Annotated in this window: 11 protein-coding genes; 1 reads left to right on the plus strand and 10 read right to left on the minus strand. The window is 64.5% G+C overall.

Going from position 1 to position 12,185, the window contains the following annotated elements:
* Positions 1-137 precede the first annotated feature (137 nt).
* From ED92_RS37860 to ED92_RS37870, 3 genes are read right to left on the minus strand one after another with little or no spacing between them, the layout of a single operon-like run.
* On the minus strand, positions 138-569 hold the full coding sequence (locus ED92_RS37860; protein WP_037347160.1) for a DUF6527 family protein: 432 nt from the start codon (positions 567-569) through the stop codon (positions 138-140).
* Positions 547-1,755: a ThiF family adenylyltransferase gene (locus tag ED92_RS37865; protein ID WP_037347162.1), complete on the minus strand. Its 1,209-nt coding sequence runs from the start codon at positions 1,753-1,755 to the stop codon at positions 547-549. The genes ED92_RS37860 and ED92_RS37865 overlap by 23 nt, the downstream gene beginning before the upstream one ends.
* Positions 1,730-1,993 carry a multiubiquitin domain-containing protein gene (locus ED92_RS37870; RefSeq protein WP_037347164.1) on the minus strand — a complete coding sequence of 88 codons (264 nt, stop codon included), beginning with the start codon at positions 1,991-1,993 and terminating at the stop codon, positions 1,730-1,732. The genes ED92_RS37865 and ED92_RS37870 overlap by 26 nt, the downstream gene beginning before the upstream one ends.
* A 518-nt stretch (positions 1,994-2,511) precedes the next feature.
* On the opposite strand from ED92_RS37870, the gene ED92_RS42235 reads away from it, so the two are divergent.
* A complete protein-coding gene (locus ED92_RS42235) occupies positions 2,512-3,579 on the plus strand; it encodes a HigA family addiction module antitoxin (protein ID WP_081976040.1) in 1,068 nt (355 codons plus the stop codon).
* A gap of 54 nt (positions 3,580-3,633) precedes the next feature.
* On the opposite strand, the gene ED92_RS37885 is transcribed toward ED92_RS42235, so the two are convergent.
* The 7 genes from ED92_RS37885 to ED92_RS37915 form a co-directional block, all read right to left on the minus strand.
* Complete coding sequence (locus ED92_RS37885; protein WP_037347172.1) at positions 3,634-5,481, minus strand: zinc-ribbon domain-containing protein; 1,848 nt, start codon at positions 5,479-5,481, stop codon at positions 3,634-3,636.
* 293 nt (positions 5,482-5,774) lie between these two features.
* Positions 5,775-6,788, minus strand: coding sequence for a site-specific integrase (locus ED92_RS37890; protein ID WP_037347174.1), 1,014 nt, complete (start codon positions 6,786-6,788; stop codon positions 5,775-5,777).
* Positions 6,778-7,221, minus strand: a complete 444-nt coding sequence (locus ED92_RS37895) for a hypothetical protein (RefSeq protein WP_152611133.1) — start codon at positions 7,219-7,221, stop codon at positions 6,778-6,780. The genes ED92_RS37890 and ED92_RS37895 overlap by 11 nt, the downstream gene beginning before the upstream one ends.
* 146 nt (positions 7,222-7,367) lie before the next feature.
* Complete coding sequence (locus ED92_RS37900; protein WP_235213490.1) at positions 7,368-8,516, minus strand: DUF3644 domain-containing protein; 1,149 nt, start codon at positions 8,514-8,516, stop codon at positions 7,368-7,370.
* Between the two features lie 199 nt (positions 8,517-8,715).
* Entirely contained in the window at positions 8,716-9,507 is a 792-nt protein-coding gene (locus ED92_RS37905) for an N-acyl homoserine lactonase family protein (RefSeq protein WP_037347179.1), read from the minus strand.
* A 22-nt stretch (positions 9,508-9,529) separates the two neighbouring features.
* Positions 9,530-10,624, minus strand: a complete 1,095-nt coding sequence (locus tag ED92_RS37910; RefSeq protein WP_037347183.1) for a zinc-binding dehydrogenase — start codon at positions 10,622-10,624, stop codon at positions 9,530-9,532.
* Positions 10,617-12,179, minus strand: coding sequence for a class I adenylate-forming enzyme family protein (locus tag ED92_RS37915; protein WP_081976042.1), 1,563 nt, complete (start codon positions 12,177-12,179; stop codon positions 10,617-10,619). Before ED92_RS37915 ends, ED92_RS37910 begins: the two co-directional genes overlap by 8 nt.
* Positions 12,180-12,185: the final 6 nt, after the last annotated feature.

Below are 12,185 nucleotides of genomic sequence, written 5' to 3' on the forward strand. Positions count from 1 at the left end.
GGTCGACATGTGTAGACCAGGAAGTTCCCGCCGGTTCTCATCACGACCCTGCTTTGATGGACCGGTAGTCTGAGCACCCACTTCGGACATCGATCCCGTCCCGCGTCCGAACCACCTAGCTACGTGTGGACGCAGTGTCATGGGCGGCGCAGGCGTTGGAACCATGCCTTGATGCCGCCCCGCCATTTAAGACTGGACTCGGTCGGGTCGTCGGATGGCTTCTGCGGTGGGTGAGCGTAGTGCTGATCGAGCAGGGCTTGGTCATCAGCGCGTAGGTGTGTGATCTCTGCGCGGGTGAACGTGCGGGCGGTATGGATGTGTCCAGCGCGTATCCAGTAGTGGGACCTGCAGGCGAAGCTCCAGTTGCCGATGGATGGCGATAGTGAGATCGCCTCGCCGTTGAAGGTGATCGACCATTGCTTGGGGTGCAGGGGGGTGACGACTTCGTGGCCGCATCCGCAACAGCAGCGGTGGACCGCGGTGGCGTACGTGAGGCTGACGTAGACGATGCCGTCCTCGACATGGTCGGGGACCGTCTCGACGAATTTATGTGTGATCGTGGTCCGCATCGGCTTCCCCGGTGTCGTTGATCATGGTGTTGCCGTCCAGCACGTATACGCTGTTGAACTCGCGGTCCAGATCGAGATAGATCCCGTTGAGCTTCTTCCACTTGAGTACAGCCATCACGGCGTTGAGGCAGTTCACCTCGGCGATTTGGACGTTCTGGTCGTACTCGTCCGGTTCGCCGTCGGAGAAAGGAATATGTTGGCGGGCGACGTCTCGATGATCGGGAGCGCTGGTCGTGGTCCTGACCTGGCCAGCCAGAGCGTCGTCGACTCGGTAGAGGCCGACGCCGCAGTCGATGAAGGGTATTTCGGTCGCTTCGAGCGCGGCGACGATCGCCTTCTTTGCTGCGCCGTCGGTCAAGGCGAGGAACACGAAATCCATGTCGGTGAGTTCGTGGACGTTGGTCTCAGTGATGGGGTACTCGTGCTTGATGATGCCGGTCCGCAGTTTCGAGTAGGTGGCGGCGAGGAAGCTGACCTTCGTCTTGACCTCTTCGAGGTCTTCCTTCGCTAGCGCCCCGGGGGTGCGGAACGCGTTGTGCTGCTGGAGTTCGTCGCCGTCGAACAGGTGGATCTCCCTGATCCAGGTCTTCGCGACCAGGTCGAGGATGTAGGAGCCGGTACCGCCGAGTCCGACGATGGCGACTCGCTGGCCGCTGACCTTGCCGCTGATTGCGTTGATGCCGGAGCGACTGGACGCAGTGTCGATGTAGTGGAAGACGGAGTCCTCCGTGCCGTCGTTCAGGCACGGGCGGAAGGCCTTCGCGGTCGCGGTCGGGTCGAGCGAGTGCGCCTCAGTGCCGAGGATGGCTGTGTAGGTCGTTACCTTCTCGTAGAAGTCGGTGTATTGACCGGACTGTGGCTTGCTGGAGAACGAATAGCGCGCCACAAGTTCCGGTGTGATCGTTTCGGTGAAGTTGCCGTCGCTGTTGATGATCTTCGCGAGGGGTGATCCGTCGCTCGTGGACGGCTGCTCACCGACGAACCTCATCGTGTGGTCTTGTGGCGGCAGGACCTGGTCGCCGGCGACGTTGATCGGGCACGCGAGTGTGCCGAAGGAGACCTCGCGCCGAGGTGTCACGTAGGGCACATGGTCGATGACCAGGTAGCCGGCGGTGATCGCGATGGAGTATCCCTCGTCGCGCAGACGCTTCAGTGCGGGGTCACGACTTATCAGTCGCTGTGACATTGAAGATCATCCCCTTCTTGACCTTCACGCTCTCGCCGGGCTTGAGCGTGCCTTCCGGCTTGTGACCGTGACCCCGGCGGTAGGTGACGGTGAAGACCCAGTTCGGTCCGCTGGGCACAGGGTTGAACGCCAGGTGGACCAGCTGCTCGAACGTGACTTCGTCGGTGTCGACAACCTTCTCGCGGCCGTTGACGACGATCTCGTAGTGCTTCCGGCTTGCTGCGGTGTCCGCGGTCATCGTGGCCTCCTTTGACTCTGAAGAATTTGACCTGATCGGCGGTACCATAAGCTGACTGGCGCTCTTCAGTCAAGGGGTGAAGGCGTGAATACAGATCACCGATTATGATCGACGTCGCGCGTGTCCACGGTATGCCCGCCGTGATCACCCGCTACGCTCCGACGTGCGTACAGGCCATCGGCCTATAGGTGATGGGTGGAGGTCGTCATGCGAGTGCGTTACGCCGACGTGACGCTCCGACTCCTCGTGTTCGACCCGGCCTACCGGTCAGCTGAATGGTCGGCGTCGGTGGTGATGGCCGTCCGGCGGCGACATCAGACCTTGGTGGCCGCAGGAGGCCGCAGTGAAATCGAGGCGCTGCGGTCTCTCGAGTTTCGAGTCCATGCGTCTGGAGTCGGGGAACGATGCTCAATCAAGCTTGCGGATGGGGCGAGACTGTTGCTGGATTTCGACTCGACTATGGCTGACTGTGTGTCAGTGGTGGAGATCATGTCGTCTGAAGCTCGGAAGGCAGTGCGATGACAGTGAGGCCGGTTGAAGTGTTCCCGGTCGGTGTTCACCTCTTAGAAGAGCTTGAGGCTTGGGGATGGTCTCAAGCGGAGTTCGCCGAGATCATCGACCGTCCAGCGCAGGTCGTTTCGGAGATTATTTCAGGTAAGAAAGAGATTACTCGGGAGTCGGCCGCTCAAATCGCGGCCGCCATGGGGCAAAACCCTGCGTACTGGCTGCGCCTTCAGGATGAATACCATTTGTGGAGGCAAGCGCAAGACAGTGAGATTCAACAGCAGCTGGGTGATGTGCGACTCCGTGCCTTGCTCAACCAAAGGGCGCCGCTTGCTGCCTTGCGTAAGCGTGGAATCATCTCCGCGGCCGCATTGCATGAACAAGCGAAGCAGCTGTGCGAACTGCTGGAAATCGACCATTTGGAGCAAGCTCCAGAGCTCCCGATGGCAGCCCGGCGAAGCAACGCCGCCGAGCAAGTGTCCCCGACTCAAGTCACCTGGCTGGCTTGCGTGCGACGCCTGGCCAGAACCCGTACCGTGAATTCGTACTCTAGTAGTGCACTTGCGACTTTGGCTGAGCACTTGAGCCGGGAGGTGCGAGAGCCTGCTGCCTTTGCCCGATTGCCGTCGCGTTTTGCTGAGGTCGGAGTGCGCCTGGTCTATGTAGAGGCCTTCCCGGGAAGCAAAATCGATGGTGCATCGTTCGATCTAGGCGGGACTCCAGTCATTGGACTGTCCGGCCGCGGGCATAGGCTCGACAAAGTACTCTTCACGCTCCTGCACGAGACCGCTCATGTTCTATTGAAGCACATCGACGCTGGCGTCATTCTTGATGACGAACATCCTCGTGGTCGGAAGATTGAAGAAGAAGCAGACCGGCTTGCTGCTGAGTGGATACTGCCTGGACAGTTGCCGCAGCTGCCAGAGCGTCCAGGGCAGAGTTGGCTTTCTCGGGCTGCGGACTTGCTTGGTGTGCATCCCATCGTGATCGTAGGCAGGCTGCAGAACGCCGGGTCACTCAGTTGGCGTAGTGCCCTAGCAAAAGATGCGCCTTCGGCAGTCAGCTACTTGCAAAAGTGGTGAGTATCGACGCCACATTACAAGCCTGTCGGGCTCTAGTAACTGATGCTGTTTGATCTACTGCGCAGTGCCATCGGTTAGCACCAGATGCAGCCATTCCTGGATCTGGTGCATGACCTCTGCTGGCCGCGGCGCGGTCGAAAGAACGCCGAACTCCCGGTACTCCGGATGATTGACGGGCAAGGGCGGGAGCCCGTCCTCACGCAGGCGGACGACCGGGAAGCCGGCGTCAAGAAAGTCGCGGCTCTTGCGCTCGTCGACCTCTGACTTGTCAGCATGCCAGTACGCCCCGTCATACTCGATCACCACTGTGCGCCCCGCGACCTCGACGCTGATGTCGGCAGTCCAGGAGCGGGCCGCGGGCCCGGTAGTACGCAAGATCGCACCGGATCGTGCCTGGCCGAACGTGTCGACAGCCGCCTCATAGTGGGCCAGTTCGACGCGCGACTTCCCGGCCTCGCGACATTCGGGACAGTCGCCGCCGCTCGAACGCGAGCTCAGAGGCATCTGCCATGCGTGCCTTGGATTGTTAGGGCAGGCCCACTCCGGTGTAAAGGCGAGCGTAGCGTGCGGGCGTACATGCCAGGCACTGACTGGGTTCGCGGGGCTCCAGGTGGAAGCGAGTTCGGGCTTCTGCCAGGCGAGCGAGCCAAGGATGGTGCGGCAGTTCGGACAGCGGAGGCGCTGGTACTTGTCGCGGTCGCGCACCGACTCCTGCCATTCGTGTCCGCAGCATTTTGCAAGCCACCACACTGTCCGCTTTGAGTCCCAGACCACATTCTGTGGAGTCAGCTTGCCGTTTCGGGTCGGATGCCACTGACCGGCGATTTCGGGAAGGGTGTCAGCGAGCCACTTCTTGTTTGCGGCGGTCTTCTTGCCACGGCAGTGTGGACAGCCCGAGTCGAGAAGGCGCCTTGGCGCAATCCGCGGATAGTGCCCGCTGTCACAGCGGAACCGTCGAAGCCTCGAGTCCCCGACCATCACCTCGCGAGGAGACCCTTCATCTGCCCACATTGCCAGCAGCTCTGGGACCTCGGAGACAGGGGTGACATCCCAGCGCGCCAGTGTTTCTCGCCATTCGCTCTGCTCCCGGCTCCTGCAATCTGGGCAAGAGGGTGCCAGGGCCATCTCCCTGACCTTCGCCGTGAAACGAAGGGAACACTGCGGACAAATCCAGTGACACAAACGAGTTGCCCGGACAGTCACTGCCTTGAGTGTCGTTTCATCGTTCCGATCGTGATCCCACCACTCGAGGGCTGGTGACTCAGAGTCGGTAAGGAAGGTCTTTGCGGCGGCGGGAGTACTGGGGACCGAGGCTCGGGTGTTGCGCGAGCACGTGCATCCCCACCCAGTGTCGGAGACGCGGTCGACGGCGAGCTTCTGGCAGGCCCGGCATTTCGTCACCATTACAGTGCTGGATGTGATGACTTCGTCGAAGACCCTTACGAGGTCGAAGTTGTGGGCGTCGAGATGAGCCATGAGCCGTTCCATCGGCCACTGTCTGGAACTCAGGGAGTCGCGGACTGTGTCGGTCGGGACTGCTTCGAGGATCTGCTCTGGTGTGTGTTGCAGGAGATCGCTGATCGCTCGTTCAAAGGCGCTGAGTAGGCTTGTGTCGTTGCGTGTACCCCAGCGCCGAAAAAAGCAAGCGCGGCAGGCCTTCTCGCCGGATCGGTTCTTGTCGAGGATGTGCTCGAGCCGATAGTGCGCCTGCACACCGCAGGTCAAGCATGTCGTGAGCCACCACGCTCGAAGCCCGGGGAATGGTTCGTCGGCACGAAGTCCAGCGTTGTAGATGAACTCGCCGATGCAGTCGCGGCACCACGCCGGCTTTGTTCGCGTCGAGAACGCGGCCGAGTTCGAACACGTGCTGGTTGAGCACTCCTGCGTGGCAGCGCGGGTCATCGCACCTCCTGTCGTCGACCGTTCATCGTCCCCAAGGTCATCTTTGTGACCGACGTGAGCAAATCGTGACGTCAGGACCGATGTCGCAAGGCGTGCCGGAATCGGGAAATTCCAGGGGTAGCTGAGGTGAACGCCTGCCGCATGTTGATGTTGACGCGGGGCGGCCTGAGCACTGAGCGTGAAGTTCGTCCAGGCAGTCCTACGGAGACAGGGTTGCCCAGGCAGAGTCAAGAGGCCACCAGCGATTGTCTGTTATAGGCCGAACTCGTCTACGAAGCCACGACGAATGATTGCTATGGCTGGGCTAGTGGGTGGGGTTGTCCGGTCATTGCTGCTAGTGCGGTGGCGACGGTTTGGAGGTCGGCTTTGATGTAGGTGGTGGTGGCGGGGCCGGTGTTGTCGGTGTGGCCTGCGTAGGCGCGGGCGATGCCGTAGCCGTAGTGGCGTTCGACCCAGGTGAGGGTGGTGTGGCGGAGCCAGTGGGTGGAGATGCCTTGGTTGGTGATCCAGGGGAGTTGTTGGCCGAGGCGTTTCCAGAGGTGGTCGTAGCGTCGGGTGGTGAGTGCCCGGCCGTCTCGGTAGCGCAGCAGGCGCTCGCCTGGTTCGTGTGCGGCGCGGGCGGTGGCGTGGTCGGCGAGGCGGCTGGCGAGCAGTGGGCTGATGGGTTGCCAGCGGAGTGTGCCGCCTTTTTCTTCGAGGCGGACGAGGCATTGGGTGGTGTCGAGGTCTGTGAGGCGGAGGGCGAGGGCTCCGCCGCGGCGGCAGGCGGTTTCGGTGTGTAGGCGGAGCAGGAGTGCGTCGAGGACGGGGTCGTTGCCACTGCAACGGGCGGCGGTGTTGATGTGGTCGAGTTCGGTGGCGGTGAGTGCGCGGCGTGGGCTGGGGAGTCGGCGGGGTTTGGCGACGCGGTGGGCGGGGCTCGCCGCGGCGGGGATGAGGTCGTCGGCGATGGCCCGGTTGAAGATCGCACGGGCGGCCGCGACGACGTGTTCGCTGGCATGACGGCCGTTGCGGGTGTTGCGGCGGGTCCGGGCGTGGGTGGCGGCGTCGTGTTGCATCGCCTCGATGTCGGTGGCGGTGATCTGGTCGAGGCGCTGGTCGCCCCAGGCTGTGGCCATGCGTGTCCAGTAGTTGCCGTAGGTGCGGGCGGCTCCGGGGCCTGCGGCGGCGATGACCTGGGGGAGGTAGTCGGCGAGTGTGGGGATGCCGGGGGCTTCGGCTGGTTCGTCCTGGAGGTCGGCGAGGGTGACGCCTAGTTCGGCGAGTGCCTGGCGGGCGGCGAGGATCTGGGCGGGGTCAGGCGTCATGATCCAGTCCGGTTATGTCGCGGTAGTGCTCGGTCAGGAGGCGGGCGACGGTCGTGCCGGGGTGGACGATGAGTAGTCGTTCGTGGATCGAGGCGGCGAGGACGAGGGGCCGGTCGGGTTCGATCCCACACATGTGGCGGGCCGCTGCGGGAAGGGTGAGAGCTCCGCGGGCATCGATGACGTGCTGGCCGGACGGGTCGGGTGCGATCACGATCAGCCCGTGCAGCGTGTCCAGTGAAAGTCGCCGGCCTGGGTGCCAGCCGAGTGCGCGGAACAGGAGGCGTTCGTTGACGCGGCCGGTCCGGTCGATGCGCACGGCGCCAATCAGCAGGTCAGGGCCTGATTCCACCGGCAGACGCGGTTCGGGCAAGGCCGGTAGCCGGGCAGGTTGGGGGTGGCGCTGGGTGCTGTCGGGCACCAGTGCCGCGATCAACTGCTCCCGGGGCCGGACTGCACGTGCGGTCCCGGGGACGCGTTGTCCCACCTTGCCATGGTCTCGCCTGGTTCGGTCGGCGCAAGCCCTGCGATGTCTGAATCACCCGTCCGTGACGGTGCAGCACGAGCTTGTCGTCGGAGATGTCAGGCTGACTGCATCGTGTCCATGCCCGGAGGTTCCTGTGCTGCGGACGGAGCTGATCGTCTCCAGGGTGGCGTCGCGCTGAGTGGTGGCCCTCCCACCCAGTCACCGGTTACTTTGTCTCTCGGGGCAGTCCCGAGTAACGCGCGGAAGCCGGCTTCGGTGGCGCACTCGCGGGCAAGCCTGGCGATGTAGGCCTCGGTGTAGCCGTAGTCGCGGTGTGGCTCGTCGTAGAGGCAGTACTTTTCGTCGGTCCTCTCGGGATGTGGGTCTCCGACCTTCGGCCGCACACCGATCTTTTTCCAGGCGGTTGTGAAGTGGTTGGTGTTGAACACGAATGGGATCCGGTCTTGAACCGCTTGCGCTGCCTGTGCTGGCCGGAGCAACCCGTGTCCGACGACGGGTCGTTTCTGTTCGCGGACGACGACGTAGCCTTTTCTGCCGATCGCCTCGACAGCGGCCCGCTGTTCGTCGGTCAGGTCGTCATAGCGGGTGAACTGGATCGCGAGCGCGTCCGGGTCCTTGGGCGCGAGTTCCTGGAGTACTCGTAACCGGAAGTCGTATCGCGGGTCTCGGGCGACGGATGCGTCGAGGCCGGCGTCGTAGTCGGCGATGAAGGTTCGCAGCGGTACGGGTAGCTGTGAGCGCAGCCGTCGCAGGGTGCGTTCGCCCTCGTCGGTGAAGCTTCCGACGAAGACCGGGAACCGCAGGCGGGTGGCGAGGGACGATCCGGTTCCGAATTGGTCAGTGAGTTCCTGCTCGTAGTTGAGCAGGAGTGCCTGGCTCTGGCCGCTCACGGCGACGGCGAGTGCTTGCTGCTCGCGGGCGTACCGGTGTTCGATCTTGTTGCGCAGCGCAACGAAGAATTCGAGGTTCGCCCGCGCCGGGGCGGCCTTGTCGGGCCAGCGGTGCCGCACACAGGTGGCCAGGTCCCAGCGCTTCGGTTCACCGTCGATCCGTTCCAGCCGCCGTGCTCGTCCCCGAGTGCGCCAGTACCGGAAGTCGATGCTGTCCCGAGTGAGTTCGGCGTGCAGGAGGTAAAGCCAGGCAAGGTGCATGTGGACTACGAAGCCCTCGAAGGACCGAAGCTCCGACGAGTCGTTGTACAAGCGCACGGCAAGCTGCGCTTCATCGCGAGAAGCGCCGACCATGTGCATAAATCGTGGTCGCGGTGGCATGAGATGAAGGTCGGGATCTTGTCACCGACTGTTACTGGCCCGCCCTGCTCGTGGCAGATGCCAAAGGCGGGGCGAGACCACGGTCTCGCGGCGACGCTGGGCGGGGCAACCGTGGGTGGGACATTCGAAGTGCTCAAGCCGAACGCCTGAGCGTCCTGCAGAGGCGCTGGAGTCAGGCGACCTGGCGTCCGTTGGGTCGGTTGAGTTTCCAGTCATCAGGGTCGTGGTTGACCCAGACCGTGGTGTCCGGTCGGCTGGCGAGCAGTTTCAGCTTGCGCAGCCCGTTCTCCTTGTCGGGGTTGGAGACGTCCAGCGGCATGCCAGTGGTCTGGTCGATGTTGCTGCGCAGGTGGGCGGCGTCGCTGCTGAGGACGATCTGCTTGCCGTTGGGCAACCGCACCTGGAGTCCGAGTGTGCCGAGGGTGTGTCCGGGCAGGGACAGGATCGTCACGCTGCCGTCGCCGAAGACGTCGTGGTCGTAGCCGCGGGGGACTTCGAGCCAGTCGATCCGGCTCGCCGCGTCGAGGTCGTGTTCTCGGAACATGGCGGCGTCGAGTGCGCGTGGGGTGCGGGCGTAGCGCAGTTCGTCGGCGCCGATGAAGCCTTGTGCGCCGGGGAACAGGTCGAGGCCGCCGGTGTGGTCGAAGTGGAGGTGCGAGATGACGATCTGCCGCACGTCCGTGGAGGTGAAGCCGATCGACTCCAGCTGAGTGTCGAGCCGGTGGTCCTCGGGGAATCGGATGTCGAAGGCTTCGGCGAGGGGGCCGTACGCCCGGGCTGGGTCGCCGGCGGCGTTGCTGTCGAGTCCGGAGTCGAACATGAGCAGGCCGAGGTCGTGCTCGATCAGGAACGTCGGAATCGGCACGGCGAGTTGAGTGCCGCCGGTACCGAGTTGGAACAGGCCGCAGTCAGTGGCGATGGTGGGGGCGTCGAGCGCCCAGAGGTGCTTGATGGTGCCGGACATGGAGGTCTCCTTCGGGCGAGGGTCAGGCGAGGACGACGGCGCGGGCGCCTTGTTCCGCGGCGCAGTAGTCGACGGCTTTGGCGATGTCGCTGAAGGGGAAGGTCTCGGTGACCAGCTGGTCGAGGTGCAGGGTGCCGCTCCGGTACAGCTCGACCAGGCGCGGGATGTCGCGCCTGATGTGGGCCGACCCGTACAGGCAGCCCTTCACCGTCTTGCCTGCCATGACGACGTTGCCGAAGACCTCGTCGATGCCGACGCCCGGGGCGGCGCCGACGAGGACCGTCGTGCCGCCACGGCGTGCCATGGCGATCGCCTGCTGCACGGTTTCCTGTCGTCCGGCCACCTCGATCACGACGTCCGCGCCTCGGCGGCCGGTGAGTGCTTGCACCTGCTTGACGACGTCGGGGCTCGCGGTCAGGGTGTGGGTGGCGCCGAGTTCGGAGGCCAACGCCAGGCGGTCGTCGTGCACGTCGATCGCGATGATGGTGGTGGCTCCGGCGATCCGGGCGCCTTGCACGGCGTTGAGTCCGACGCCGCCACAGCCGACGACGGCGACGGTGTCGCCCACGCGCACGTCGCCGGTGTGCACGGCGGCACCGAATCCGGTGAGGACACCGCAGCCGAGCAGGGCGGCGGAGGCGATCGGGATGTCGTCGGGGATCTTGATCGCCGCTCCGGCGGGAACGACGGTCCGCTGCGAGAAGCTACCCAGTCCGCAGAACTGGCGGACGGGGGCGCCGTCCAGGCTCATCCGGGTGCTTCCATCGGACATGGTGTGCGCCCCGAGCATGGTCCGCGGGCGGCCGCACAGGTGCTGCTCGGCTCGCTGGCAGTAGAAACAGCTGCCGCAGCTGGCCAGCCAGGACAACACCACGTGGTCACCGGGTTGCAGGTCCTCGACGTCGTCCCCGACTTCGACGACCACGCCGGCGCCCTCGTGCCCGAGAACCAGCGGTACCGGCGCGGGGAGTTTCCCGGTGAAGACGCCGACATCGGACTGGCACACGCCGGTGGCGCGCACTTCGACGACGACCTCGCCAGGACGCGGATCGGCCAGTGTGATCTCGGTGATCCGGAGCGCGGAGCCCGCCCTTTCGAGCAGCGCGGCTTCAGTCATTTCGTTCGCCTCCATAGGTTTTGCGCAGAACGCTCTTGAGGACCTTGCCGCTGGCATTGCGCGGTAGGTCGCCCACGAAGTGGAAGTGTTGGGGCACCTTGTATTTGGCGAGGCGTTCCGTCAGCCACCGGCGCACTTGATCGGTGTCGACCGTGTGGCCTTCGGCGGGCACGATGATCGCGGCGCCGGTTTCGACGTACTTGTCGTCGGGCACGCCGATCACCGCGGCGTCGGCGACGTCTTCGTGTCCGGTGAGGACCATTTCGACTTCGGCCGGGTACACGTTTTCGCCGCCACTGCGGTACATGTCCTTGACTCGCCCGGCGATCGTCAGGAAGCCATCTTCGTCGACACGGCCCAGATCGCCGGAGTGACACCATCCGTCGACGAAGGTCGCCTTGGTGGCGTCGGGGAGGTTCCAGTAGCCGATGCTCACCCCGCCGCTGCGGACGCAGATCTCGCCGACTTCTCCGGCGTCGGTGGGTGTGCCGTCCGGCCGGATCACCTTCACTTCGGTCATGGCCTGCGGGCGGCCGATGCTGCTTTCGCGACCTCGTGCCACCGCGAATTCCAGGCTGGTGCTGACGGCACCGCCTTCGGTGAGGCTGTAGGACTGCACCAATTCGACTCCGGGCAGGCGTCGTTCCATCTCGTCGTAGATCCACGGCATGACGACGTCGCCGCCGGTGACGATCCGGCGCAGCGTGGTGGGGACGAGGGTTTCGACAGCGTCCTTGTGCAGCAGGTCGGCGAGCATGAACGGGTAGAGCAGCATGGACGTCGTGCCGTTGTGGCGGGCGACTTCGAGGAAGCGTTCGCAGGAGAAGTTGCCGGACGGGAAAGTGACCGCCGTGCCGTGCGCGAGCAGGGCGGGCAGAAGCAGGACTTCGAAGCCGCCGGCGTGGAAGAGCGGTCCGCTGGTCTGAGCGACGGTGTGTTCGTCGATCCGCCACCGCTGCGCCTGGATGGCGCCGATCCAGAACGCGTTGCCGTGCGAGAACAGTACGCCTTTCGGCCGTCCGGTCGTGCCGGAGGAGTACATCAGCGACACCGGGTCGTCGGCGCTCACGTCGGGGAAGCCCGTGGCGTCGGATTCCTGGGCGGCGAACACCGGCAGGGGAGTGGCCCAATCCGGGGAGACGTCGGTGGAGGAGCGAGAGACGTAGGTCGTGACCGCGATGTCGTCACGGATGCCTTCGATGGTCTCCGCGAACTCGGCGTCGAACAGCAGCAGGCTCGCTCCCGAGTCGCTGAGGGCGAACTGGAGTTCCGGCGCGGTCAATCGCCAGTTGAGGCGAACGGCGATGCCGCCTACCCGGCCGACGGCCAGGTAGAGCGCGATGTAGTCGACGCAGTTGCGCAGCAGGATTGCGACCCGGTCGCCTTTCCGGATGCCCGCTCGCTGCAGGGCACGCGCGTAGCGCAGTTCCCGGGCACGAAGCTCCGTCCAGGACACGGCGGGCTCACCGCCCAGGACGACGGCCGGACGGCTGGGGTCCACGACCGGCATCTGTCCGGCGATCGCATCGGTGACGTAGTTGAGGCTCATCCTCATTGATGA

This window comes from Amycolatopsis sp. MJM2582 (assembly GCF_000754115.1).
Taxonomy (GTDB): domain Bacteria; phylum Actinomycetota; class Actinomycetes; order Mycobacteriales; family Pseudonocardiaceae; genus Amycolatopsis; species Amycolatopsis japonica.

What these genes read in the sequence shown, in the direction of transcription:
- ED92_RS37890 (WP_037347174.1), bottom strand. Translation starts at nt 6,788, where the DNA reads ATGACGCCTGACCCCGCCCAGATCCTCGCCGCCCGCCAGGCACTCGCC.
- ED92_RS37910 (WP_037347183.1), bottom strand. Translation starts at nt 10,624, where the DNA reads ATGACTGAAGCCGCGCTGCTCGAAAGGGCGGGCTCCGCGCTCCGGATC.
- ED92_RS37870 (WP_037347164.1), bottom strand. Translation starts at nt 1,993, where the DNA reads ATGACCGCGGACACCGCAGCAAGCCGGAAGCACTACGAGATCGTCGTC.
- ED92_RS37900 (WP_235213490.1), bottom strand. Translation starts at nt 8,516, where the DNA reads ATGGTCGGCGCTTCTCGCGATGAAGCGCAGCTTGCCGTGCGCTTGTAC.
- ED92_RS37865 (WP_037347162.1), bottom strand. Translation starts at nt 1,755, where the DNA reads ATGTCACAGCGACTGATAAGTCGTGACCCCGCACTGAAGCGTCTGCGC.
- ED92_RS37905 (WP_037347179.1), bottom strand. Translation starts at nt 9,507, where the DNA reads ATGTCCGGCACCATCAAGCACCTCTGGGCGCTCGACGCCCCCACCATC.
- ED92_RS42235 (WP_081976040.1), top strand. Translation starts at nt 2,512, where the DNA reads ATGACAGTGAGGCCGGTTGAAGTGTTCCCGGTCGGTGTTCACCTCTTA.
- ED92_RS37860 (WP_037347160.1), bottom strand. Translation starts at nt 569, where the DNA reads ATGCGGACCACGATCACACATAAATTCGTCGAGACGGTCCCCGACCAT.
- ED92_RS37885 (WP_037347172.1), bottom strand. Translation starts at nt 5,481, where the DNA reads ATGACCCGCGCTGCCACGCAGGAGTGCTCAACCAGCACGTGTTCGAAC.
- ED92_RS37915 (WP_081976042.1), bottom strand. Translation starts at nt 12,179, where the DNA reads ATGAGGATGAGCCTCAACTACGTCACCGATGCGATCGCCGGACAGATG.